Genomic DNA, 26,358 nt, shown 5'->3' with positions numbered 1-26,358 from the left:
AATTGGTGGTTGGTCATTGATAATCCGCATATTACGCATGGTTATTATCAATAGTTAACAGTCAATTGTCAATTAATTTATTGAACGCTGCCACCAGCTCGGCAACGACGAACGGCTGTCCTTTGACTTCGTTGAACTGGTACGGGGTGAAGTTGTCTATCTTCATACGTAGATAACCGGCAAATTGTCCGAGGTTTTGTTCGGCAACTACCACCTTCTTGTACTTCTTCAGAACAGCCTCCGTGTTCTTGGGGAGTGGGTTTAGATAAGTGAAGTGGGCGAGGGCAACCTTCTTGCCTGCCTTCTTCATCTCTTCCATGGCCGAATACAAGTGGCCGTATGTACCGCCGAAACCGACAATCAGCAAATCGGCATCGTCTGCACAGCCTTGCACTTCTACATCAGGTACGGGGATTTTGGCCACCTTCTCGGCACGTAGGTGGCACATCAAGTTATGGTTTTCGGGATCGGTGGAGATGGCACCGGTATTGCTGTCTTTCTCCAGACCTCCGAGGATGTGCATATAGCCTTCTTGTCCAGGGATGGCCCAGTAGCGGACACCCGTTTCAGGATTGCGTTTGTACGGAGTATAGTTGTCCTTCATTTCGGGAGTCACATAGGGAGGAGTGATGGCGGGATAGTCTGCCAGTTTGGGCAGCTTCCAGGCGCCGGAACCATTGGCAACAAAGCCGTCGGTCAGCAATACGACCGGAGTCATGTGTTCCAATGCAATCTTGCTTGCCATGTAGGCTGCATCGAAACAGTTTGTGGGTGAAGAGGCAGCGATGACGGGCATTGGGCTTTCACCGTTGCGGCCGAACAGTGCTTGTAACAAGTCTGTCTGCTCTGACTTGGTGGGCAGACCGGTAGAAGGGCCGCCACGTTGCACGTCGAGCACAACCAGCGGAAGTTCTGTAATGACTGCCAGGTTCATGGCTTCCGATTTCAGACAGACACCGGGACCTGAAGTGGAGGTCACAGCCAGCGCGCCTGCAAAAGCGGCGCCGATAGAAGTGGCGCAACCGGAAATTTCGTCTTCACACTGCACGGTCATCACGCCCAGAGACTTGTGCTTAGAGAGTTCGTGCAGTACATCGGTTGCCGGAGTAATGGGATAGGAGCCGAGGAACAGCTTCAGGCCAGCCTTTTCAGCTGCGGCGATGAAGCCGTAAGCAGTAGCTTTGTTACCCGTGATATCCATGTATCTGCCGGGAACGGTGGTTTTACTTTCAATCTTATATGTGTGGGCTACGGAAGCATGGGTGTTGTGTCCGTAATCATATCCTGCATGTATAACCTTGATGTTTGCCTCGGCAATTTCGGGCTTTTTGGCGAATTTCTCGCGGATGAAATCTTCGGCTATCTTTAGGTCGCGGTTGAACAGCCAACATACCAGACCTACTGCAAACATGTTGCGGCATTTCAGCATGGATTTGTTGTCCATTCCGGTGTCGGCAAGGCAGTCTTTCACCATCTTTGAGATGGGGGCGGCGATGACATCCTGCTTAATACCCATTTCCTCTATCGGATTATCGGTCTTGAAAGCCGCCTTTTCCAGGTCTGATTTCTGAAAAGCGTCTGTATCGATAATGATACAAGCAGTGGATTTAGCAAACTTATATTGGGTTTTCAGTGCGGCGGCGTTCATCGCTACCAATACGTCGCATTTGTCACCCGGGGTATAGACTTTCTCAGCACCGATATGTACTTGGAAACCGGAAACACCGGTAAGTGAACCTTGCGGGGCGCGGATATCTGCCGGATAGTCGGGGAATGTACTGATATCATTGCCCACGGTAGCCGAAACTGTTGAAAAGATGTTGCCGGCGAGCTGCATACCATCGCCGGAGTCTCCGGAGAAGCGGACTACCACTTGCTCCAGTTCTTTGACCATCATGTCGTTTGCCATAACTTACGAATTACTATAGATTAATTTTTGGGGGTTACTGTATTCTATCACTGACCGACAAATTTCGTAAAGTTAATCGGATTAACAAAACTTTTTTCGGAAAATCGACAGAATACATTATCTTTGCATTCGCAATCTACTGCAATATGCAGAATCTATGCAAAAGGTCTTGTAGTTCAACGGATAGAATAGAAGTTTCCTAAACTTTAGATCCGGGTTCGATTCCCGGCGAGACTACAAAAAGAGGTTGTGTCAAAATGCTGACACAGCCTTTTTTTATGCGCAAAGCCCAGACTTTCTCAAGCCCGGGCTTTGTTATTACCCAAAGTTTTCGTATCTTTAGGCATAAAGTTTTTCGTTATGGCAAAGTTACATTTTCGTCCTTACATTCCCAACCAAACCGTTCTTTTTCCACAAAGAATTGATGAAAACATAGCTGCGAACGACCCGGTCCGCATCGTGAATGCTGTTATTGACAACCTCAATCTTGAGAGTTTCAAGAAGCTTTATAAGGAAACGGGCCGTTGTCCTTATCATCCTAAAATGATGCTTAAGGTGATAATCTACGCCTACATGAATAATATCTATTCTTGCCGTAAAATAGAGAAGCACCTCCTTCGTGACATTCATTATATTTGGCTTGCCGGTAATGAGCATCCGGATTTTATCACGATCAACCGTTTTCGTAACCGTGTAAAGGAGGAAATAAATAATGTATTTACCCAGTTGATTTTTGTCCTTGCCGATAAAGGTTTCATCAGCCTTGATGTGGAGTATATTGACGGCACCAAGATTGAATCCAAAGCCAACAAATATACTTTTGTCTGGCGCAAGACAGTCGAACGGAACCGTACGAGACTAATGGATAAAATCCGTATTCTCTTGGAGCAGGTGGATGAAACCATTGCACAGGAGAACTCTATAAAAGACACATCCGTGGAGTTTACTTCCTGCAGGCTCTCTGACATAGTGGATGAACTTAAAGAAGCCCTGGAACGCCAGCCTGCAACAAAGGATAAGGAAGAAAAGAAAGCCCTGCGCAAAAAGAAGAAGCAGGTCAGGGAACTTGAAGGGTATCGTGACAAGCTGATAGAATATGACAATCACCTTGATACCCTTGGAGAACGTAACTCCTATTCCAAGACCGATCCTGGTGCCACATTCATGCGCATGAAAGAAGATGCCATGAAGAACGGGCAGACCAAACCCGGATATAATCTGCAAATAGGTACTGAAAACCAATTTATCACAGACTTCCGTCTGTTTCCCAACCCTACCGATACACTGACCCTCATACCTTTTTTCCACTCTTTCCAGTACCGCTATAACCGTTTACCGAATATCTGCGTGGCAGACTCCGGTTACGGTTCGGAAGAAAATTACCGGTTCATGCAGGAGAATGGGATAGAAACCTTCATCAAGTACAATTACTTCCATAAAGAACAGCGTCCCCGTTATACTCCCAACCCGTTCCATGCCGAAAGTCTCCATTACAATGCCCAAGAGGATTATTACGTTTGTCCTATGGGACAGCACATGAACCGTATAGGAACCAAACGTGACAAGACAGCGAGCGGATACATCACCGAAAGTGCCCGGTATAAAGCAAAAAGATGCGAAGGTTGCCCTTTGCGTGGCAGTTGTTTTAAAGCTCGGGGGAACCGTATTATAGAAGTCAACCACCGATTAAATCAATACAAACGGCAGGCACGGGAAAGGTTGCTCTCAGAAGAAGGTATCAAGCATAGAGGCAGGAGGTGTATAGAACCAGAAGCTGTGTTTGGACAAATGAAATACAACATGGCATACAGAAGATTCCGGCATGTGGGAGAAGACAAGGTTACAATGGACTTTGCTTTCTTTGCTATAGCCTTTAATATCAAAAAAATGTGTGCTAAACAGATAAAAGAAGGAAAGGGGCTCATTACAGTTGCCAAATATTTGTTTATGGGACTATTTATAACCCGATATAATTGGAATATAGCAACTTGCTGCCAAATGCATGAGGAAAAAGTAGCATAGCCAAAAGAAAATATAGCAGAACTTAAAATATAAAAGAGGTTGTGCCAACGTTTTGACACAACCTCTTTTTAGTTTATAGTTTTTTGTCTAAATTTTTATTTGGCTACTTCTACAGCTGCTTCAGTACCTTTCTTGTTTTTCATCAACAGATATGCGATAGGAGATGCAACGAACAGAGAAGACAGTGTACCGAATACAACACCCAGAATCATGGCGAATGCGAAGCTGCGGATGGAATCACCACCGAGGATGAAGATGCACAGCAACACAATCAAGGTGCTCAGTGAAGTATTGATGGTACGTGCCAAAGTTGTATTCAATGAGTCATTGAACAACTGGAACTTGTCACGCTTCGGATAGAGACCGAAGAATTCACGTACACGGTCAAAGATTACCACCTTGTCGTTGATAGAGTAACCGATAGCTGTCAGGATGGCACCGATAAAGGTCTGGTCGATTTCCAGAGAGAACGGCATCCAGCCCCAACAGATGGAGTAGGCACCCAGGATGATGATAGTATCACAAGCCAATGCGGATACTGAACCGATACTGTATGCAATATTGCGGAAACGGATCAGGATATAGATACCGATGGCAATCAATGCAAGTACAACAGACCAGATGGCTGAAACCTTAATGTCGTCTGCGATACTCGGACCTACCTTCTGGGAACTGATAATACTTCCGCCCGTATGGTTTTCGCGGTCGATGAAGGTTTCCAAAGTGATGTTCTGAGTCAGCAACGGTTTCAATGTTTCGTATAAGTATGCTTCGATCTCAGAGTCGATGTTGTTACCTTCTTCTTCGATACGGTAGTTGGTACTGATACGTACTGTCTTGCCGTCCGTGCCGATGGCGATAACGCTGACATTGGCATCACCGAACTTACTGGAAATAAGCTCTCGAACTTGTTCCGGCTCTACCTTATTCTCAAACTGTACTTTGAAGTTACGTCCACCAGTGAAGTCGATACTCTGGCTCAATCCGCGGGTAGCGAGGAAAGCGATACATATAACTATGATAACTCCAGTAGTGGTCAGCCACAATTTGTTTCTACCCATGAAGTCGAAGTGTACATTCGCCATCAAGTTCTTTGAAATCTTGGAAGAGAATGTCAGATTCAGGAGTTTGTCCTTGCTCATGAAATGGTCATAGAACAGACGCGTCATGAATACGGCAGTAAAGAACGAAATCAAAATACCGATAATCAATGTAGTAGCAAAACCACGGATAGGACCTGTACCGAAGTTGAACAAGATAATACCGGTGATGATAGACGTCAAGTTGGAGTCGAAGATTGCAGAGAAGGCGTTGGAGTAACCGTCAGCCAATGCTTTCTTTACACCCTTGCCTGCACGGAGTTCTTCTTTGGTACGTTCGTAAATCAATACGTTGGCATCTACAGCCATACCCAGTGCCAGCACCATACCGGCAATACCGGACATCGTCAATGCTGCTTGGAAAGAAGAAAGGATACCCAATGTGAAGAACAAGTTCAGTACCAGAGCACCGTTGGCAACCATACCCGGAATGAATCCGTACATAGAGCACATGTAAACCATCAGCAGAATCAATGCTACGATGAATGACATGATACCGGCATTGATAGAAGCTTGTCCCAGTGAAGGACCTACGATATCTTCTTGTACGATGTGTGCAGGAGCCGGCATCTTACCTGATCTTAACACGTTTGCCAAGTCTTTTGCTTGTTCCGGAGTAAAGTGACCGGTAATCTGTGAGTTACCGCCCGTGATTTCATTGTTTACGTTCGGTGCTGAGTAAACATAACCGTCCAGCACGATAGCAATGCTTTTGCCGATATTCTGTTTGGTGAGCTGAGCCCAACGGCGGGCACCGTCAGTGTTCATAGACATACTTACGGCAGGTTTACCGTAATGGTCGTATTCGTCTTTGGCGCTAACCACTACATCACCTTCCAGAGGCGCCTTGCCGTTACGTTCTGTAGAACGGATGGCATAAAGTTCGAAAGTCTGGGCTTTCGGATCGTATTCATAAGGAGATACGCCCCACTTCAGACGCAAGTCTTTCGGCATTTCGGCCTGAACTTCCGGCATGGAAAGGTATCTGTTGATTTCAGCAGTATCCTTGTAGTTGGCATAAGCAACAACAGGACCTTGCCCGCTGGGGTTGACCTGCAGGATGGCGAACAGCGGGTGTTCTTTCTTTATCTGCGCAAGGTCAACAGCTTGTGTTTTGTTTTCGCCTTTTAAAGCAGCGGCAAGACTGTCGGCTGTGCTGGTAGCTTGTGCTACGGCAGGAGTTTCGGTAGCTGCGCTGTCTGCCTCTTCTGTCGGAGTTTCGCTTGCAACGATGGCACGCAACTTGGTGTCGGCAGCTTGCAGATAAGGAGTAACATCTTTTGCTGTGTATGTTTCCCAGAATTCCAGATTGGCGGAACCTTGTAACAATTTTCTTACACGTTCAGGCTCTTTGATACCCGGAAGTTCCACCATGATGCGCCCCATCTTGTCTTCCAGACTTTGGATGTTAGGCTGAACTACACCGAAACGGTCAATACGGGTACGGAGTACATTATAGGAATTCTCAACAGCCGCCTTTACCTCTTCGCGCAATACTTTTTCAACTTCTGCGTCGGTAGATTTCTGAGTTACCTTGTCTTTTAATTGTTGGGTTGCGAACAGCTGTGACAGCGGAGCACCCGGAGCAAGCTTGTGATACTCTCTGACGAACAAGGTGATCACGTCATCCTGGCTTGTGGTAGCTTGTTTGGCGGCAGTGGCCAATGCTTGGTTGAATGCTTCGTCAGTCTTGTTGTCAGCCAATACTTTGATGACATCGGGTACGGATACTTCAAGGATGACGTTCATACCGCCCTTCAAGTCCAAACCTAAACTGATCTCCATCTCACGACATTGTTTCAGCGTCCAATTGCCAAAATACACTTTCTCATTAGCCAGAGAATCGAGGTAGTCCTGCTCTACTTTCACATCGCCTTTTGCAAACTCTTTGGCCTTACTTGTGTAATGGCGAGTTACAAAAGAGAAGGAGAGATAGAACACACACACCAGTGTGAGCAATATCGCAAAAACCCTTACAAATCCTTTGTTTTGCATGTTACTTTTAGTTTATTATGATTACTTTTTAATTAAATTCTGTTGCATACAAGGCTGCAAATATAGCTTTTTTTTCACAAATCTTACTTCATACCGCGATTTTTTAACATCGGGTCTAATTGAGGCTCAGTTCCTCTGAAGTTCTTATAGAGAGTCATCGGGTCTTCGCTGTCTCCTTTTTCCAGAACATTTTGGCGGAAAAGGTCGGCTGTTTGCTTGTCGAAGATACCGTGTTCTTTGAAGGCTTCGAAGGCATCATTGTCTAGAACATTGGCCCAGAGATAGCTGTAGTAGCCTGCCGCATAGCCGCCAATGATGTGGTTAAAGTACGTGGTACGATAACGGGGAGCTATTTCCGGAATCAGCCCCAGTTGGTCCATTGCTTCTTTTTCGTATGCAACGACATCAAGACCTTCGGTGTCAGTCAGGTTATGCAGATTCATGTCGAGGATGGCGGCGGCCAGCAACTCGGTAGTCATGAAACCCTGATTGAACGTTTTTTGGTTCAGTATCTTTTCAATCAGGCTGTCGGGGATGACTTCGCCAGTCTTGTAATGCTTGGCATACATTTTCAGCACTTCGGGTTCGGTGGCCCAGTGCTCGTTGATTTGGGAGGGGAGTTCCACGAAATCGCGTACGACATTGGTGCCTGAAGTACCTTTATACTGGCATTGGGTTAGCAATCCGTGCAGAGCATGGCCAAACTCATGGAACAAAGTTTCTACTTCGTCGATAGTCAGCAGGGAGGGAGTGCCGCCTACCGGCTTGGTGAAGCTGCATACGTTGCATACCAATGGGCGTACGCCGTCTTGTTGCTCACGGTAATTACTCATCCATGCTCCGCCACTCTTGCCGGGGCGGGGGAAGTAGTCTACATAGAAAATGCCCAGTTGTGAGCCATCGGCGGCTTTCACTTCGAACACTTCCACATCGGGATGATAGACGGGGATGCCCTCGAGTTTAGTCAGTGTGATGCCATAGAGCTTGTTGGCAACGGCAAAGGCGCCTTCGCGTACATTTTCCAGCTTGAAGTAGGGCTTGATTTCTTCTTCTTCGAGATTGTATTTTTCTTTGCGCAGTTTCTCGGTGTAGTACCACCAGTCCCATGCTTCCAGTTTCTCTCCTTTGCCTTCCTTGTCCATCAGCTTTTGCAGCTCGGCTGCTTCGGCTTTTGCCTTGGGGAGTGCATAGCTCCATAAATTGTTGAGGAAGTCCATCACGGTAGCGGAATTCTTTGCCATTGTATTGTCCAATACAAAGTTGGAGTAACAATCGAATCCCAGCAATTGCGCCTTTTCAAGTCTCAGGCTTACGATGTCGGCAATGATTTTTTTGTTGTCGTTCTTGTCATTGTTGTTGCCACGGTTGATGTAGGCTTTGTACATCTGCTCGCGCAGCGGGCGGTTGGCTGAATATTGCAGGAAAGGCAGGCGGCTTGCATTGTGCAGGGTGAACAGCCATTTGCCTTCTTGTCCGGTGGCACGGGCTTCGACCAAGGCGCTTTCGCGGAACCATTGGGGAAGTCCGGCGAGGTCTTCTTCTTTTTCTACATAAAGCTTGAAATCGTTGTTTTCGTTCAGGATGTTGTTGCTGAACGTGATTCCGAGCGTGGAAAGCTGCTTGTTGATTTCGCGCAGGCGGGCTTGTTTGTCGGCCGGAAGATTGGCGCCGGAACGGACAAAACCCTTATAAGTCTTTTCCAGCAGTCTTTGTTGCTCACGGGTCAGACCGAGAGCATCTTTCTGATTGTAGACAGCATCTATTTTCTTGAAAAGCTCCTGATTGAGTGAGATGTTGTCTTCGTGTTCGGCCAATGTCGGGGCCAGTTTCATGGAAAGGGCTGTCAGTTCATCGGTAGTTTCGGCCTCCGTCAGGTTGAAGAATACACCGCCTACACGGTCCAGAGTTGGGGAGCTGTTGTCGAGAGCAACAACGACATTTTCGAAAGTGGGAGCTTCCGTATTGGCAATGATGGCTTGGATATTGGCATTCTGCTCTTCTATACCTTTTTGGAATGCGGGTTCATAGTGCTCCAACTTGATTTTATCGAATGGAGGCACTCCATTGGGTGTTTGAAACTCGGTAAGGAACGGATTGCTTTCCGTCTGGGTGGCACAGGAGTACATCATACAACTTGCTGCTAAAATTAGAATACATTTTTTGAACATTGTTTTCTAAGTATTAAATGTTAAGTATTAATTCTCAATTCTCAATTCTTTTTGGTGATATAACACCATATCGGATAGTGGTCTGAATCCTTGATGGAACGGTCTACTGTACAATTGTAGGCTTTCAGGTTCTTGCTGGTCAATATATTGTCTATCCGAAAATAGAATCTGTTCTGATTGTAAGAAATTCCTAATCCCCGTCCTGATTTGGTGAATGCATCGTCCAGATTTTGGGCGATGGTACGATGAGTATAAGAGATGGGGGTGTCGTTGAAATCGCCACATACAATGATACAAGGATGTGGTGAAGCTGTTATTTCGTGTGCAATCGTGTCAGCTTGCGGTGCGCGGATGGCTGATGCCTCTGCTAATTTACGTATGAGCAGGCGCATACCGCTTTTCACCTTTTCTTTTTCAGGGGATTTCAGCATGTTTTCGTACACGGCTTTATCGGCTTTGGTCAATTTGTTGGACTCCAAATGATTGTTGATGAGGGTGACTGTATCCTCTCCTATTTTTACTTCATACAGTACCGAACCGTTGTACTCGCTGGAATAATCTAGTACACGTGCCGAGAGAATCGGATATTTGGAATAACATGCTATCTTGTTGGTATGCCCTTTTTCCCTGCCCACCGTGTTGATGCGGTGATATGGATATGCCTTGAGTTCCTGTTCCACATCTTTTTGCGAAAGGTGCCGGGATGATTCTGTCGTGGAGTATTCTTGGAGGCAGAGGATATCGGCATTACTTTCTTTTAAATAAGTCAGTATGGGATTCTTGCCATTCTGCTTGATGGCTCCGTCAAATCCCATGATGTTGTATGAGAGTAATTTGAAACTTGTTTCAGGCAACTTGTTTGTATGAAAGTTGATGGGCAGATAAGTGCGTGTCTGTGAATAACAAAGTAGTAATCCTATCAAGGGAAGCAATGCGGTTTTGTAACGCTGGATGACCAGCCAAAAGATGAAGAAGCCTATATTTATCATCAGAAAAACGGGAAATGTCAGTCCCAGGCACGACTGCACCGGATGTGTGACCGGCTGTATGTGCGGACTATAGGCGGTAAACAGTAGCAAGCCCGTAAACAAGGCATTGACCGCCAAAATCAGGAGGGCGACAAAATTACCTAAATACTTCATTATAATAATTGAAAATTGAAAGGTGAAAACTGAAAATAAGAGTGGCGGCTATTTTCTCATTCTCCATATTCCACTTTCCGTTTTCCATTTGTTTAACGTTTACTTGCGTCGAACAAGCTTTTCTTTTCCTCCGTAGTAAGGCTTTCGTATCCCGATTTCTTTAATTTGTCGAGAATGCGGTCTATTTCGTCGGATTGGGCTTTTTTCCGTGCGTTGTAATCATAATCTTTTTGTTTACTGGTACCGTAATGTACTTTCATTTTCGGCTTTCGGGGTTTAAAGCTGACGATGGAAACTAAAGCATCCAGACATTTGTTTATACATGAGGTCAGGTCACTGCCTTTGCTGAGGCTGGCAGCAAACCATAACCCTGCCAGCGCACCTCCCAAATGTGCGATGTGTCCACCGGCATTGCTGGAGGTAATGAATAGCAAATCGGTGCCTATAACGATAAGCGCCAGATACTTCAGTCGGATGGTTCCGAAAAGAAATAGATGTATCGGATAGTTGGGCTCACGATAGGCTGTGGCAGCTACGATGGCAAGCACGGAAGCAGAGGCACCCAGCATGAAAGAGTAATTTATCATGGGGTGGAAGTACGGGAAAATATGATAGGCGGCAATATAGAGCAAACCACCGCAGATTCCTCCCAAAATGTACACACCACGCAGATGCTTTGCAGAAAAGAAGTTCAGGAATAGTGCTCCGAACCAATAAAGCCACAGCATGTTGAAAAGAATGTGCATGAATCCTGCATGCATGAACATGTACGTCAGCAGTGACCACGGTTGCAGAATGAAGCGTGAAAGTGATGCCGGTAATTCCAGCCATTCGAATATTCCCATCATACTCCGATTGAACAATTGGAGCATGACTTCAGTCAGAGTGGTGAATATGAATACCGCTGCATTGATGTAAATCAACTGGATATAGATATTTCCTCTGCGAAAGTTTTCTTTCAAATCAGTTATAATAGTAGCCATTTCCTCTGTTCTTTTTTCTCCAATACATAATCAAGATAAAACCGAATACCATACCGCCCAGATGTGCAAAGTGTGCCACATTGTCTCCTGCGTTATTTGCAAATCCGGCATATAGCTCAATCAGGGCATATCCGATAACAAAATATTTGGCCTTGATGGGAACCGGTAACGGGAAGATGAACATTTGCTGGTTGGGGAACAACATGCCGAATGCCAGCAGAATGGCGTATACTGCTCCCGAAGCTCCCACGGTAGTCATCATATTGAGATATTCCTCCATCGGGATGATGGCCATGCCGGTATTCACGCTGTCATAGGCGGAAAGCACTGTCTCATAATGAATATACTGTACCACCTCCTGAATAATTCCGGCTCCTATACCGCATGCCAGATAGTAGAACAGAAATCGTTTAGGCCCCCATACCTGCTCTAAAATACGTCCGAACATCCATACGGCAAACATGTTGAAAAATATGTGCGCGAATCCGGCATGCATGAACATATATGTTATCAATTGTGCTGCATTGAAATCTTCGGCAAGGAAAAAATGCAATCCCAGATATTGGGCGAGGTCGATGCCGTAGCTTTGGGCGACAATGCTACCCAGAAACATCAGCACATTAATGATTAAAAGGTTCTTGGTTACAGTAGGTATAGTATTCATAATCTGTTGTTTCAATTCATTTTACAGTTCAAAAACAGTTGCCTGTTTTTGCTTTCTCCGGCAAAAATACGAATAAATTCTGTTCTATAACAGAAAAAGCAGATTCTATTCCTTCTTTTTCGTTGTTTTCCAATATTTTTTTAATGTTTTTATTTGATATTCAGAAATATTGCTCTATTTTTGTGGAGGTTTGTGATGAAAAGTAAAAATATCTTTTGTGTAACATATTAATTAATTTTAAGCATTATGAATAAGGCGGAACTTATTAGCGCTATGGCAGCGGAGTCTGGTTTGTCAAAGACTGATTCAAAGAAAGCATTGGATGCATTTATCGCATCAGTCACTAAGGCAATGAAGGCCGGTGATAAAGTATCATTGGTTGGTTTTGGAACTTTCAGTGTGGTGGAAAGAGGAGCGCGTATGGGTATCAACCCCTCTACTAAAAAGCCTATCGAGATTGCTGCAAAGAAAGTTGTTAAATTCAAACCAGGTGCGGAATTGACAGCTGAATAAGAACAGTATACTCAACATACAAAGAGGGGACGTTTTACAAGGAGCGTCCCCTCTTTGTATGTTGAATATCTTGTGAGTCAATAAAAACAAGCCTGCTTGTTTTGTACTGATTTCGGTTTACGCTATCTTTGCACGCAGGAAAATACATTTGAATCATGAATATAGAACAGAAACTGGTATCGTCCGTCATCGGCGGACTGAAAGCGCTTTACGGACAGGATGTTCCTGCCGCACAAGTGCAGTTGCAGAAAACCAAGAAAGAATTTGAGGGACACCTCACGCTGGTTGTATTCCCTTTCCTCCGTATGTCCAAGAAAGGACCGGAGCAGACGGCCCAGGAAATCGGTGAATACTTGCAGGCAAACGAGTCTTCGGTTGCAGCATTTAATGTCATTAAGGGCTTCCTGAACCTGACCATTGCCTCCTCTGCGTGGATAGAATTGTTGAATGGCATTCATGCGGACAAGCAGTACGGTATCGTGGCTGCTACTGACAACTCTCCATTGGTGATGATTGAGTATTCTTCTCCCAACACCAACAAACCGCTTCATTTGGGCCATGTACGCAACAATCTTTTGGGAAATGCGCTGGCTAATATAGTGGCTGCCAACGGTAATAAGGTAGTAAAGACAAATATTGTCAATGACCGTGGAATTCATATCTGCAAGTCCATGTTGGCACGGCAGAAGTACGGGAATGGTGAAACTCCCGAATCATCCGGCAAGAAGGGAGACCACTTGATTGGCGATTACTATGTTTCCTTCGACAAGCATTATAAAGCGGAAGTGAAAGAACTGATGGCCAAGTTCCAAAGCGAAGGCATGAATGAGGAAGAAGCCAAAGCCAAGGCAGAAGCTGAATCTCCTTTGATGAAGGAGGCTCGTGAAATGCTGGTAAAGTGGGAGGCCAATGACCCGGAAGTACGTGCGCTCTGGAAGAAGATGAACGACTGGGTGTATGCAGGCTTCGACGAGACTTACCGTATGATGGGTGTAACTTTTGATAAGATATATTACGAATCAAACACGTACCTCGAAGGTAAGGAGAAGGTGATGGAAGGCCTGGAGAAAGGCTTTTTCTACCGGAAAGAAGATGGCTCTGTATGGGCGGACCTCACGGGGGAGGGGCTGGACCACAAGCTGCTGCTGCGTGCGGACGGTACATCCGTCTACATGACGCAGGATATAGGTACTGCCAAACTCCGCTTTGCAGATTATCCCATCGACAAGATGATTTATGTGGTAGGCAACGAACAGAATTACCATTTCCAGGTATTGTCCATCCTGCTCGACAAACTGGGCTTCGAATGGGGTAAAGGGTTGGTGCACTTCTCTTACGGTATGGTGGAACTTCCCGAGGGCAAGATGAAGAGCCGCGAAGGTACAGTAGTTGATGCTGACGACTTGATGGCGGAGATGATTGATACAGCCAAGGAAACCAGCAATGAACTGGGTAAGCTGGATGGTCTGACAAAGGAAGAGGCGGACAATATCGCCCGTATCGTTGGTCTGGGTGCCTTGAAGTACTTCATCCTGAAAGTGGATGCCCGCAAGAACATGACATTCAATCCAAAAGAGTCCATCGACTTTAATGGTAATACGGGACCGTTCATCCAATATACTTATGCACGTATCCAGTCTGTTCTCCGCAAGGCAAAAGAGGCCGGTATCGAAATCCCTGCTCAGTTGCCTGCCGGCATTGAACTGAGTGAGAAGGAAGAGGGATTGATACAGATGGTTGCCGACTTTGCCGCTATTGTGAAGCAGGCAGGTGAGGATTACAGCCCGTCCATCATTGCAAACTATACGTATGACCTTGTGAAGGAATATAACCAGTTCTACCATGACTTCAGCATTTTGCGTGAGGAGAACGAAGCAGTGAAGGTATTCCGCCTTGCATTGTCCGAGAATGTAGCCAAAGTGGTACGCTTAGGTATGGGCTTACTGGGAATTGAGGTGCCGGATAGGATGTAAACATCGCACTATAAAAGAATAAGCCCGGGGATACTTCTTCGGGCTTATTCTTTTATAGTACAATTTTTATTCTTGTGGTATAAATAATAGAAGTTTAAATTATCGCCTCCTTTCTCCCATTTTATACGTGTAGACTAAGTCCTATTTTGTCTTGCTTGTTTTGGCAGTTGCCTTGGCGGTTGTTTTAGTCGTTTTCGTTGCTTTCACCGCCTTTGCAGTCCGCTTAGACTTGCCCGTATCCTTGTCGCTTTGCAGTTTCACAATTTCCAGACAAGCCTGAAGGTTCAGGTCTTGAGGGATGATGTCTTTAGGAATCTTGTAGTTGCTGCCTTTATAAGCGATGTAAGGGCCATAGCGTCCATTCAGGATTTCCAGTTCCGGTTCTTCCTCAAACTTCTTGATATGTTTCTGGGCTTCTGCTTCTTGTTTCTTTTGCAAAAGTTCAATAGCTTCTTCCAGCGTAACGGTCATCGGGTCCATTGTCTTGGGTAACGAGGCATACAAGCCGTTGTTCTGGATATAAGGTCCGAAACGTCCCGCACCTACGACTACATTCTTGCCTTCATACTCTCCGAGAGTACGGGGAAGTTTGAACAGCTCCAGCGCTTCTTCCAGCGTAATGGTCTCGATGGACATTTCTTTTTTTACCTGGGCGAAACGGGGCTTTTCCTCATCTTCGGCAGTACCTATCTGTGCTACTGGGCCGAAACGTCCGATTTTTACAGACACTTGTTTTCCGCTGACGGGGTCTGTTCCTAGAATCCGTTCGCCTGCCTTGTGGGCGGTTTTCGCGGCAAGTGTGTTTTCTACTGAAGGATGGAATTTCTTATAGAATGTTTTCAGAATGGCGGTCCATTGCTTGTCACCTTCGGCTATTTCGTCGAATTGCTTTTCGACGCTCGCAGTGAAGTTGTAGTCAAGGATGTCCGGGAAGTACTCTATCAGGAAGTCATTGACCACAATACCGGTGTCTGTCGGCATCAGTTTTGACTTTTCAGCTCCGGTGATTTCTGTATGGTTGTTGTCCGTTATTTCATTACCCTGCAAGTTAAGCACATTGTAGGTGCGTTCTTCACCTGCTTTTTCTCCTTTTATCACGTATTCGCGTTGCTGGATGGTGGAAATGGTCGGAGCATAGGTAGACGGACGTCCGATACCCAGTTCCTCCAATTTGCGCACAAGGCTTGCTTCCGTGTAGCGGGGAGGGTGTTGGGTGAAACGTTCGGTAGCGGTGATACCTTCATGTTCGAGCTTCTGTCCTTTTTTCAGAGGGGGCAGTAGGCGTGCCTCATCTTCCTGGGTTTCTACGTCATCATCGTATGATTCGCGGTAGACACGGAGGAAACCGTCGAATTTCACCACTTCGCCGGTTGCAGTGAAAGTCTCCGTCTCGTTGCTGATAGCAATGGTTACGGTTGTCTTTTCCACTTCGGCATCTGCCATCTGCGAGGCGATGGTACGTTTCCAGATGAGGTCGTACAGCTTTCTTTCCTGTGGGGTACCTTCTATCTTGGCATTCTCCATATAGGTGGGGCGGATAGCTTCGTGGGCCTCTTGCGCTCCTTTGGTCTTGGTGGCGAAGTGGCGGTTGTGTACGTAACGTTCGCCCATCAGGTTGGAGATGGTTTCACGGCTGGCGTTGACGGCAAGTTCGGAAAGGTTGACGGAGTCGGTACGCATGTAGGTTATCAATCCGGATTCGTACAGACGTTGCGCCACCATCATGGTCTGTGCCACGGTGAAGCCCAGTTTGCGGGCAGCCTCCTGCTGCAAGGTAGAGGTGGTGAACGGGGCTGCGGGAGTTTTCTTCAGCGGACGGGTAGTGATGTCGCTGATGGTAAACGTGGCTGCTTTACAGCTCTCCAGCAATTTCCGGGCTTCTGCCTTTGTCTTAAGCCGGTGCGCCAGTTCGGCTTTCATTTCCACTGTTTTGCCGTCAGTGTCCGGAACGAGGAATACGGCGGTAACACGGTAGGATGCTTCGGTCTGGAATGCATGTATCTCGCGTTCGCGCTCTACAATGAGACGGACGGCTACGGACTGTACACGGCCTGCAGAAAGGGCAGGTTTCACTTTCTTCCACAATACCGGTGAAAGTTCAAAACCTACGATACGGTCCAGGATACGTCGGGCTTGCTGGGCATCGACCAGGTTGATGTCAATGTCACGGGGATTTTCTATCGCTTTCAGGATGGCACCTTTGGTGATTTCATGGAAGACGATGCGTCTGGTGTGTTCCGGCTTCAGTTTCAGCACTTCGTACAAGTGCCATGCGATGGCTTCCCCTTCGCGGTCCTCATCGGAAGCCAGCCATACGGTTTCTGCCTGCTCGGCTTCTTCTTTCAGCTGGGTTACGATTTTCTTTTTATCCGCCGGTATCTCGTAATGCGGTTTGAAGTCTTTGTCTACGTCAATACTGAATTCTTTTTTCTTCAAATCACGTATATGGCCGTAGCTGGAAAGGACTTTGAAATCTTTTCCAAGGAATTTCTCGATGGTTTTTGCTTTCGCCGGAGACTCGACTATGACAAGGTTTTTCTGCATAAATTTCTGTTTTTTAGTGACTCCCGCCACTGAATTCGCCCGCAAAAGTAGGAAAAAAAGATTCTTCCCACCTTATAATATAAGGAGAATTTAGCAAAAATGACCTTTTTTGTTCAATTTAGAGCTCCGGCTTGTGCTGCCCCTATTAAAAGAGGAAGCTTACTCCGCCTAAGAAACTAAGACCTTCTGAAGGGTATCCCCAGTAGTACTGGTAATCTTTGTTCAGCAAGTTGTTCACGCGCGCATACACGGAGATACCTTTGAAGAGTTCGTAGCTGCCGTTCAGATAGAGATTGCTGACGGGGTCCGCCTTGTTGCCCTCCACGCCCTGGCGTGAGATGTGCTGATAGCCGATGCCGACAAGCAGTGGGGAGATGGGGCGTACCTTGAGATTGAGATTGCCTTCTACGGAAGGTTTGAAGCTTACTACGACATCAGAACCGTCTGAGTCCGTTGTCCAATGGCGATAGACGGCATTGGCGGCGAGATAGAAAACATCCTTGTAGTTGTAGCTCAGGTCGGCTCCGGCGTAGAGGTTCTTGGTATCTTCTGTGAGGTAAACATTGCTTATCCCGTCGGACTTGACAGTCGGAGTGTCAATCAGGTCGTTTTTCAAATCTTGATATCCGCCGTATAGGTTGAACCACAATCCGCTGACCGGGCTTGCCTTGAAGCCGATGGCTGCGTTGAGCTGTTCGTAGGTATTGTCAAGCTGCTGGTTTGTAATGCCATAAGGCGTAATGGTTTCCAGACGGCGGAAATCGTTCTGTAGCCGTCCTCCCTTACCTTGTGCGTAGAGGATGTAGCTGTCCGAGAAGATGTATTGTATTTCTACGTCGGGAGCGGCGCGGAACTTCTTGCCGAAACCGAAAGCCAGGTCGACGTGTGCGCCGAGACGTATTTTCCAGTCGTCATTCTGAAAGAGATAGTATGGATTGAAGTCTACGTCGGTGTGATTCTCGAAACGTCCGTCGCTGTAGAATGTATTGTCCATGGCAAAAGCCATGCCGATGGTCTGCTCATCGGAGATGGAACCGGTGACATCGGCTTTGGTACGCACGATATTTTCTTTGATATTGCTCACCATGAGGTCGTGTTGGCGCTGGTAGACCAACAAATTGGTTTCGGCACGGAATTGGAGAGGCATATCGTCGCTCGTGGAACTTACCCCGAAATGTACATCACCCGAAACGAATTTCTGCTTGTTGCTGACGAAGTCGGGCAGGAAGTTGAAATTGCTTTGGTTGAACTTTCCGGCAATATTCAAATCGACTTTGCTGAAGGCATGTACATAATCCATGGCAGCATGGGTACGGTAGTAGAATGAATTCCACTTCCCGCCATTATCCGGCAAGTCCAGTTTGCCATCCATGCCATCCATTGTGAATGTCAGGTTGAGGCGGTCTTTGGGGGATAAAGAGAAGAGGTAGTTGGCGCGTACATCGAGGTTACCGTAGTTACCGTATCCCAAGCGTACATATCCGGGCAGCGCTTTCGCCTGCGTCTCTTTTCCGGTATAGGCTTGCATGATACCTGCCGGGATATGGGTTGCCGGCATCAGGGTGGCGTCATATTCCACCGCCTTTTTGCTGACGGTAGGAGGTTCCACCCTGGGAAGCACGTTCACTTTGGAGGCATCCATGATGTCCGGATTATATTCTTGTTCCACGACTACCGTACGGTTCATGGTGGTGTCTTGGGGTTGTGTCTGGGCTTGTGCTCCCCAAGAGAGGGAGACAAGCATAGTTCCTGCGAGGATATATTGTTTCTTTTTCATAATGTGCTATATTTCTTACTTCAATTTCTCCAGTCTTTCGTCAATCATACTTGCTATATCGTCGTCGGCCTGGTAGTTCTGCTGCAGGCTCAATAGGTATTGGCGTGCATCAAGCTTTTTGTCCATGGCTACATATACATCAGACAGAAGGATGAAACTGCGTGCCAGCCAGTAGGCATGCGGTGTGCTCTGGTCGATGAAATTAAGGATTTCCTTTTCTGCAGAGGCATAATTACCGGTGTTGTACCATTGTAATGCCACCAGATATTTGGCTTCGGCTCCATAAAGGGTACGGGTGTCTTTGGCCAGCAGTTGAAGGTCATCCATTGCCTTCTTGTCGGCTTTCTGGTTGAGGTATGCCTTGGCACGGTAGTACAATGCCTCGTTCCGGAGCTCCGGAGACAGCTTGGCTTCGGCAAGCAAGGCTGTGGCGGCGTTGATGACTTCCGCATCATCATGCATCAGTGCTCCACAGCGCAGTACACCGATAGCGCCAAGCTGGCGGCGCTCTGCCGTGGTGGCTTTGGCTTGCAATTTCTTGTAGTCGGCCAATGCCAGGTCATATTGCTGGCGGTTGAACAGAATTTCTCCATGCATCAGCAAAGCCTCTTCAGAATATGGGTTATCGGGGTATTCCAGCAGTTTTCCGGCATGTTCCAATACCGCCTCGTCATCTTTCTGCTCTTTGCCTATGACGCAGAGGTAGTAGTGTGCATTCAGGCTGAAAGCGCCTCCCGGATAACTTTGCAGATAGCGGGTGAAGCTCTCTTTGGCAGGTGCGGCTTCGCCTTTCATATATACTTTTTCGGCAGCGATGTAAGTCAGCGAGTCTTGCTCACTGGGTTCGAAGCGGATTTCTCCCGGCATTTGGGCGGCAAGGGCGGCAAACTCATCCACGCGGTTGGCATCTACGTAGATGGACTTTAAGTCGCGCATGGCAAGGCGGGCTTCCTCGCTTCCGGGATATTGGGTGACTACATGTTTGTAGGCTTCTATGGCACGGTCATAGTCGTCGTTCTGGTAGTAAAGCAGGCCGATTTCGGCGGCGGCTTTACGGCTGACGGGGCTTTCGGGGTATTTGGCAAGCAGCTCGCGGAAGGTGGCGATAGCCTGGCGGCTGTTGTTGCTCTGTACGTAGGAGCGTCCCTTCTCGTAGAGGGCATTGATGGCGTAGGGCGAGTTGGGATATTTGGCTGCAAGTCGGTCCAGCATGCTCACCTTTTCCGTATAGTTTTTCTGCATGCCATATACCAGTGCTAATTGATAGACGGCATAGTCTCCGGCGGGAGTGTTCAGGTTCTCAGCTTTGGCGTAGTATTGCTTGGCTTCCTCGAAACGGCGGACGTGCAGGTTACAGTCACCGATGCGGTTGTAGGCATCTGCCAATGCGGTCGGGTTTTCGCCTTTCTCCAGTTGGACAAAGTTGCGGAAACGGTTCTCTGCCGTCGAATAGTCTTTCTGGTGGAAAGCGATGTAGCCCAGGTTATAGTAGGCAAGGGCAAACATTTCCGTATCCCTCTGCCGGGTGAGTGACAGATATTCGTTGAAATTGCGGGCGGCTTCTCTCATCCGGTTCAGGCGGTAATAAGACTCGCCGAGCCAGTAGAGGGCGTCTGCCTTGGTCTGGAGGTTGTATTGTCCCAGCGTGACGCTTTGGTTGAAGTAACCGATGGCTTGCTCGAACTGTGTGTTGGCAAAAGACTGGGTCCCGAGTTGGAACAGAATCTTCTGCTTGGCTTCCAGAATGGCTTTGCTGGGATGGGAGATGCGGTCGATGGATTTGAGTGCGGCATCGTAGCTGCGTGTATTCATGTACACTTCCACCAGGTAGTTGCTGACTTTCTCGGCATAAGGAGAGTTCGGGAACTCGTTCAGGAATTTCTCAAAGACGGTCACCGATTCGCCGAAAGCGGAATAGGAGGTCTCGTGGATGCATAAGGCGTAGTTATAGGCGGCTTGTTCCTTGACTTTCATATCGGCGTTGGAGGCGGCAGCCTGCTCGAAAGCCATACGCGCTTTGGTCTTGTCTGCCAGTTGCAGATAAGACAGTCCCATGTGCAGGTATGCGTTCTGCGAAAGGGCGTCGTTTTCGGCAGTCACTCTGCCGAGGACGGAGGGGACTTGCGAATACACGCCGCATTGATAATAGGACATTCCCAGCATGTAAAGGGCATCCCTTCTATGAGCGGCAGATTCGGCATTGTGTTCTATATATTGTCCGAAGGACTTTACGGCTTCGTGATACTTCCCGAAATGGTATTCGGCTGTACCGAGGATACGGTTCAGCTCCGCCGTGTGGGTGTAGCTCAGACCGTCGGGATGGGCTGACAGTGCATTCTGCGCCACGATTTCCGCCTTGTCGTACTGCTTCTTCAACAGATAGATTTCGGCGATGTAATAGGGAACCAAGTCCTTGTATTTGGCATTGTCCTGCAAAGGCAGGAAACCGCTGAGCGCTTCGTCATACCGTCCTTGGGTATATCGGATATAAGAGATGTAGTAAGCACAGTCCGCTGCATACTTGCGGCTGGTGCTACGCAGAGTCTCGAACCAGATGGCTGCTTCCTTTACGTTGCCCGTTTTCAGGTAGCAGGTGGCAAGGCGGTAGGTCATGTCGTCTCGCTCCTCGGAACCCAGCAGGTCGAGGCGGGCGGAGTTGAACATGGCGAGGGCATCGTCATAATTGCCTTCGAAGAAGTAGGCGGAGGCAATCAGTGCGTAGATGCGGTTGGCATGGGGAGTATCGGGATATTCGTCCAGGAAGGCACGGAGCAGGTCTATGCTTTTGGGGTCTCTGAGTTCGTATGCGGCGCATACCAGCATGTATTCCGCTTCCTGTCGCTCGCCCGTGTCGGGCAGAGGCTTGCCGTCTGCATTCATCTGGCGTACATAGGCTTGCAACGGGGAGATGGCGGCGGCATAGGCCTTTTGTTGGAACAACGTCTGTCCTTCCTGGTAGAGTCGCTTGGGAGAAGTACTCTTCTCGCTTGTTTGTGCTGAGGCGAGTAAAGGTGCGCAACAGAGTGCTGTGCACAATATTCGGGAGATTTTATGTTTCATCTTCTTTTGTTAGAATAGGTATTTTACAAAAATACGGGTTTTAACCCGGAAATGTTACACTTGTTTGGCTTTTTTAGGATATATACCATAATAGGAACGAATAATCATTCGCTTTTGTTCTTTCGCATGTCTTCCAGGAAGATACCCACTCCTTTGCGGATGGAGCCGAGCCCGAACTCTTCCGTACGGATATCTTTCAAGGGGAGGAAGAAGAGGTCTGCCGCGTCGTCCATCGCCTTGAAGTGCAAGGTGTCCTCCACCGTACAACGGAAAAACATATCCAGCGTGTGTACGGGGAAGCCGGAATAGATGTAGATGTTGGGCAGGGAGAAGAGATATTCGGCCTTTGCCACCTTCATGCCGGTTTCTTCCTTCACTTCGCGGGCAACGCCTTCCTCGCCGGTCTCGGTCATGTCGATGAAGCCTCCGGGAAGGTCCAGCGTCCCTTTGGCAGGCTCTTTGGCACGGCGGCAAACCAGCAGTTCGTCGCATTCGTTCAGTATTAAGGCGACGGTGGCGGAAGAGGGGTTGAAGTAGTAGACGAAACCGCAGTCGGCGCATTGCTTTGACTTCCCGTTATGAACTTCGAAATGGGCTGAACCGCATTTCGGACAATATTTGAATTGCGAAAGTGGATGTTCCATGATATTTTAGCCTTTGTCCGGGGGACAAAGATAATGGAAACCAGGTGTAGAATGAAAGGAACAGAGTGAATTTTTCGTATCTTTGGCGACTATAAAACCATATCGGATGAAAGATTTTGCTGCCATTGATTTTGAAACGGCCAACGAACAGCGTACCAGCGTTTGTAGTGTAGGAGTGGTTATCGTACGTGATGGAGAGATTGTGGACCATTATTATAACCTCATCCGTCCCGAACCGGAGTATTACACTTATTGGAATACCCGCGTGCATGGTCTGACGTTGGCAGATACCCGGGATGCTCCTATCTTTCCCGTTGTGTGGCAGGAAATAGCTCCTCGCATTGAAGGCTTGCCATTGGTAGCGCACAACAAGGCCTTTGATGAAAGCTGCCTGAAAGCTGTTTTCCGTACTTACTGCATGGATTATCCGGATTATGAGTTTCATTGTACTTTGCAGGCATCACGTCGCGTCCTGAAAGGATTGCCCAACTATCAGTTGCACACAGTGGCAGCTTGTTGTGGCTACCAACTGGAGCAACACCACCATGCATTGGCGGATGCGGAGGCTTGTGCATGGATAGCCAAACAAGTCATATAAAGGAGGAAGTTCATGTGGAATCCCGCTCCGTAGCTGTTTATAAAGCCAATCGTAATCCTATGCTTGCATCATGATACACTTGGCTATTGTTGTTTCTACATGAAACACGGCATCTTCGTGGTGATGATAAATAGCATCCGCCTCGTAGAGTCCGATTTGAGCCATATTCGTAGAAAGAGGAACACCATTCTTGAATGTTTCCGCTCATGTCATACAATCCCAATTCATTCGGTCTTTTTAAAGCCACGGGATGGGTGTGATGTTCGCTGTTCTCATCATACCATGCAACTTCATCAATAGAATTTGAACCGGCGTATTTATACCCTTTGCTTTGATTTCCTCCTCGTGCCGCATACTCCCATTCTTCTTCGGTTGGAAGACGGAACTTGCGTCCGGTAACATTGTTTAGTCTTTGAATAAAATCTATGCAGTCAATCCATGATATATTCTCGATAGGAAGATTCTCCTCTTTGGATTCCGATTGATAGTTTCCCATAATCGCATTCCATAATTTCCGGGTAACAGTGGTTTCTCCCAAGTAGAAGTTCTGTATATCCACTCTTTTGTTGCTTTTTTCGTCACTATAGGCTTCGTGCTCTTGTTCTGAAGTAGCTCCCATCATGAAAGTTCCTGCTTCAACGAAACACATTTTGAATAAAATTCCTTTTACGTCAATTGATAGATATTGGTGGTCTGTCCTTTTTTGTATAACCGTGTTTTCCTTAGAAGAAGATGTACCGTCTTGAGGATGTTCATGAGGCTCCATTGCTATCAGGGACAGAAATTCTGTAATAGATTGTGGCCTTTGTTTGCGTGCTGGAGCCATACACTTTTCTATTGCAGTTGCTATTCTGGGAGCTATATAATCTGGAATTGTTAATCCTTCGTCTACAATGTCAGAAGCTTCGGGCGGTGTTTCTCCTGTCAGTAACTTATACATGGTAGCGCCTAATGAATAAATGTCTGTGCTGGGCATGAACATGCTTGTACCACCTTGTCTATATTGTTCTATGGGGGCATAACCTTTACTGATTCCTGTAGGAGTGGTGCTCGTTTGACTTCCGTCTATATCATATCGTTTGGAAATTCCGAAATCTATTAATACAGCATCTTCCTCACCTCTGAGCAGAATGTTGGAAGGTTTGATGTCTAAGTGTAAAATCTTCTTTTGATGGATATACTGTAATGCTTTAGCTGTTTGGCAGATGTAGTTTAATGCTACCGCGGTGTCTAACTTCCCTTGCTTCTGTATTAACCTGTCCAAAGAGTCTCCGTCAATATATTCCATTACATAATATGCAGTTGCATTTTCCTCAAAAATGTCATGAATGCGGATGATATGCGGATTGTCCATCTGGGCAATGGTTTGAGCTTCTTTTATGAATTTTATTCGGAAACGGTCCACTATATCTCGACTACCTTGTGAGCCCAGAAGAACTTTGGAAGTAGTCTCTTCGCGTTCACAGTATTCTTTCATAAAGAACTCTTTAATGGCGACAGACCGGTTCAGTCCCGTCTGAAGCCCTAAGTAAGTAATGCCAAAACCACCTTGGCCAAGTACTTTTTCTATTTTATATTTGCCTCCTTGCAGAGATGTTTCCGATAGTAGCTGCATATTCTTGGATTATTTTTGTAATATAGTGTTTTCTATTTGGTGATTTGTTTTGGAATGCTCTTTCTCCCCCTTTATAGCTTTCAACAGAACGAAAGAAGCGGCGTAGATAACGATAAAAAGTAATATGGCGAATGCAAGAATCTTGACAATCGGCAGCCTGCGCTTTTGTCTCTTATCCTCTTTAGTTTCAGCGCTCTTTTTCCCCTCTCTTTCGATTGTCCTTGTTCCAGCAGTCATGACACGGTTGTCCGGAACGGATTCTATAGGACTTTCTTCTTTGCCTTTTTCTTCTTTTGTATAATTATCCGGAATTAAGTCTAAAATATGAATAAGAAATGCAGAATGATTATCCCGGTTGTTTTCACTGACCTTGGTCAGGATTTGTATTTTTTCATCATCTGTTGTGTCAGGGTCAGAGAGGATATTCAGCAAGTCACTATCGTCAGTTTCCTCTAACATGCCATCCGAGCACATGAAGAAATAGTCACCGGGGCGGATGTCTGTAATATGTTTTATGTCTGCTTTAGGACGTCTTTCCAGGTTGGGTTGCATGGCACGGGTAATGACATTCTTCTGCTTTGAGGTTTTCATCTCTTCAAGGGTGATTTCACCGATGTCATATAGGTCGTTTATCAACGAGTGATCTCTTGTGTGGAAAATGTATCTTTCAGAAGGTCGGATATGATAGATGCGGCTGTCACCGATATGGGCAAGCAGGCATCCGCCACTATGAAATTTCAGAAGAGTCATGGTGGTCCCCATCTTTTTGGCGGCACCATTATCCTTTTGGTCTAATGAATCATAGGCTGCATTGAGCGCCTCGTTAAATTGCTCGTCTGTGAAAGCCCCTTCCGGTGAAGTTTGTGACAAGATGTATTCACTCATCGTTTGGCATACTGTCTGGCTGGCAACCTCACCCGACTCATGACCACCCATTCCATCGCATACGATAAACAGGCGGTCTTCTGCCGTTACTTCACCTGATACGGGGAAGATGGAATCTTCCTGATTGCTCCGTTGTCCCAATTCGTAGATAGTTAAGGGGTTTAAAACATATTTCATATCCAATTTTGTTTTAGGTTTAAATGATTGTATCATCTTCAGAAAGAAGTATGAATTTCAATGTCGTATTCGACATTTTTATGATTTCACCTCCATGCAGTATGATACGGTCACCATTTTCAATTAATCCAGAATTGATATAAGTGGCATTTTTGTTTTGAGCATTCGAAAAATAGTGTATATAACCACCGGTTTTCAGTTTGCGTACCTCAATAATGGAATGTGAACGGCTCATTGTAAGGTCATCTGTATCAATCTGTACAGTGGCGTTTGATGTTTGTGCCTTTCGTCCGATTGTATTTATCCCTAGGGATAAAGTATACATATGACTTGTGCCAATTTTCTGAAGTTTGCCGATACTCTGATTTTTTGAATGGTCAATGTGGGTTTCATCTCCCATGGTGGTGTCATCATTTTCATTCGGTGGAGTATATTGTTGTTTGGGAACTTTGTAGTCAATGTACTTTGATGCCTTTTTGCATACTGGGCATGGAATACTCTTGGTTTCCAGGCCTGCTATCTTTTTTATAGTCAGAACGGCACCGCAGTTCGGACACTTGATTCTTAATAATTCTGATTCCATTTGTTC

At 46.6% G+C, this 26,358-nt stretch carries 17 protein-coding genes and 1 tRNA gene; 5 read left to right on the top strand and 13 right to left on the bottom strand.

Annotation, left to right across the window (positions count from 1 at the left end):
• Positions 1 to 61 precede the first annotated feature (61 nt).
• A complete protein-coding gene (locus JXR92_RS03090) occupies positions 62 to 1,909 on the bottom strand; it encodes a 2-oxoacid:acceptor oxidoreductase subunit alpha (RefSeq protein ID WP_131225596.1) in 1,848 nt (615 codons plus the stop codon).
• A 165-nt stretch (positions 1,910 to 2,074) separates the two neighbouring features.
• Between JXR92_RS03090 and JXR92_RS03085 the strand changes: the two genes are divergently transcribed.
• Positions 2,075 to 2,146, top strand: a tRNA-Arg gene (locus JXR92_RS03085).
• A 123-nt stretch (positions 2,147 to 2,269) separates the two neighbouring features.
• On the top strand, positions 2,270 to 3,931 hold the full coding sequence (locus JXR92_RS03080; RefSeq protein WP_131225595.1) for an IS1182 family transposase: 1,662 nt from the start codon (positions 2,270 to 2,272) through the stop codon (positions 3,929 to 3,931).
• A gap of 95 nt (positions 3,932 to 4,026) precedes the next feature.
• Here the strand turns inward: JXR92_RS03080 and secDF are convergent, their stop codons facing one another.
• The 5 genes from secDF to JXR92_RS03055 all read right to left on the bottom strand — a co-directional run bounded on the left by secDF (position 4,027) and on the right by JXR92_RS03055 (position 11,983).
• On the bottom strand, positions 4,027 to 7,026 hold the full coding sequence (secDF, locus tag JXR92_RS03075; protein WP_129643589.1) for a protein translocase subunit SecDF: 3,000 nt from the start codon (positions 7,024 to 7,026) through the stop codon (positions 4,027 to 4,029).
• Between the two features lie 83 nt (positions 7,027 to 7,109).
• The gene (locus JXR92_RS03070) at positions 7,110 to 9,194 is read right to left on the bottom strand and encodes a M3 family metallopeptidase (RefSeq protein ID WP_131225594.1); all 2,085 of its coding nucleotides are present in this window, start codon (positions 9,192 to 9,194) and stop codon (positions 7,110 to 7,112) included.
• 41 nt (positions 9,195 to 9,235) lie between these two features.
• Positions 9,236 to 10,336: an endonuclease/exonuclease/phosphatase family protein gene (locus JXR92_RS03065; RefSeq protein ID WP_117600125.1), complete on the bottom strand. Its 1,101-nt coding sequence runs from the start codon at positions 10,334 to 10,336 to the stop codon at positions 9,236 to 9,238.
• Between the two features lie 92 nt (positions 10,337 to 10,428).
• The gene (locus tag JXR92_RS03060) at positions 10,429 to 11,319 is read right to left on the bottom strand and encodes a rhomboid family protein (RefSeq protein WP_117964656.1); all 891 of its coding nucleotides are present in this window, start codon (positions 11,317 to 11,319) and stop codon (positions 10,429 to 10,431) included.
• The gene (locus JXR92_RS03055; RefSeq protein WP_171030407.1) at positions 11,300 to 11,983 is read right to left on the bottom strand and encodes a rhomboid family intramembrane serine protease; all 684 of its coding nucleotides are present in this window, start codon (positions 11,981 to 11,983) and stop codon (positions 11,300 to 11,302) included. Before JXR92_RS03055 ends, JXR92_RS03060 begins: the two co-directional genes overlap by 20 nt.
• A 246-nt stretch (positions 11,984 to 12,229) precedes the next feature.
• Between JXR92_RS03055 and JXR92_RS03050 the strand changes: the two genes are divergently transcribed.
• Positions 12,230 to 12,496: an HU family DNA-binding protein gene (locus JXR92_RS03050; protein ID WP_117878811.1), complete on the top strand. Its 267-nt coding sequence runs from the start codon at positions 12,230 to 12,232 to the stop codon at positions 12,494 to 12,496.
• Positions 12,497 to 12,651: 155 nt separating this feature from the next.
• On the top strand, positions 12,652 to 14,469 hold the full coding sequence (gene argS / locus JXR92_RS03045) for an arginine--tRNA ligase (protein ID WP_138344699.1): 1,818 nt from the start codon (positions 12,652 to 12,654) through the stop codon (positions 14,467 to 14,469).
• 141 nt (positions 14,470 to 14,610) lie between these two features.
• On the opposite strand, the gene topA is transcribed toward argS, so the two are convergent.
• From topA to JXR92_RS03025, 4 genes are all read right to left on the bottom strand, one after another.
• A complete protein-coding gene (topA, locus tag JXR92_RS03040; protein ID WP_117878815.1) occupies positions 14,611 to 17,013 on the bottom strand; it encodes a type I DNA topoisomerase in 2,403 nt (800 codons plus the stop codon).
• Positions 17,014 to 17,158: 145 nt separating this feature from the next.
• On the bottom strand, positions 17,159 to 18,790 hold the full coding sequence (locus JXR92_RS03035; protein ID WP_138344697.1) for a TonB-dependent receptor: 1,632 nt from the start codon (positions 18,788 to 18,790) through the stop codon (positions 17,159 to 17,161).
• Between the two features lie 15 nt (positions 18,791 to 18,805).
• Positions 18,806 to 21,850 carry a tetratricopeptide repeat protein gene (locus JXR92_RS03030; RefSeq protein WP_138344695.1) on the bottom strand — a complete coding sequence of 1,015 codons (3,045 nt, stop codon included), beginning with the start codon at positions 21,848 to 21,850 and terminating at the stop codon, positions 18,806 to 18,808.
• A 104-nt stretch (positions 21,851 to 21,954) separates the two neighbouring features.
• A complete protein-coding gene (locus JXR92_RS03025) occupies positions 21,955 to 22,494 on the bottom strand; it encodes an NUDIX domain-containing protein (RefSeq protein WP_131225590.1) in 540 nt (179 codons plus the stop codon).
• Positions 22,495 to 22,600: 106 nt separating this feature from the next.
• Between JXR92_RS03025 and JXR92_RS03020 the strand changes: the two genes are divergently transcribed.
• The gene (locus JXR92_RS03020; RefSeq protein ID WP_131225589.1) at positions 22,601 to 23,092 is read left to right on the top strand and encodes a 3'-5' exonuclease; all 492 of its coding nucleotides are present in this window, start codon (positions 22,601 to 22,603) and stop codon (positions 23,090 to 23,092) included.
• Between the two features lie 37 nt (positions 23,093 to 23,129).
• Here the strand turns inward: JXR92_RS03020 and JXR92_RS03015 are convergent, their stop codons facing one another.
• The 3 genes from JXR92_RS03015 to JXR92_RS03005 are packed head-to-tail and all read right to left on the bottom strand — an operon-like array spanning position 23,130 to position 26,352.
• Positions 23,130 to 24,707 carry a bifunctional serine/threonine-protein kinase/formylglycine-generating enzyme family protein gene (locus JXR92_RS03015; RefSeq protein WP_165491366.1) on the bottom strand — a complete coding sequence of 526 codons (1,578 nt, stop codon included), beginning with the start codon at positions 24,705 to 24,707 and terminating at the stop codon, positions 23,130 to 23,132.
• Between the two features lie 9 nt (positions 24,708 to 24,716).
• The gene (locus JXR92_RS03010; protein WP_165491365.1) at positions 24,717 to 25,769 is read right to left on the bottom strand and encodes a PP2C family protein-serine/threonine phosphatase; all 1,053 of its coding nucleotides are present in this window, start codon (positions 25,767 to 25,769) and stop codon (positions 24,717 to 24,719) included.
• A 19-nt stretch (positions 25,770 to 25,788) separates the two neighbouring features.
• Positions 25,789 to 26,352 carry an FHA domain-containing protein gene (locus tag JXR92_RS03005; protein WP_117600149.1) on the bottom strand — a complete coding sequence of 188 codons (564 nt, stop codon included), beginning with the start codon at positions 26,350 to 26,352 and terminating at the stop codon, positions 25,789 to 25,791.
• Between the last annotated feature and the right edge of the window lie 6 nt (positions 26,353 to 26,358).

The organism is Bacteroides parvus, assembly GCF_017309675.2.
GTDB classification, from domain to species: Bacteria; Bacteroidota; Bacteroidia; order Bacteroidales; family Bacteroidaceae; genus Bacteroides; species Bacteroides uniformis.
This window is presented reverse-complemented; position numbering and strand designations above follow the sequence as displayed.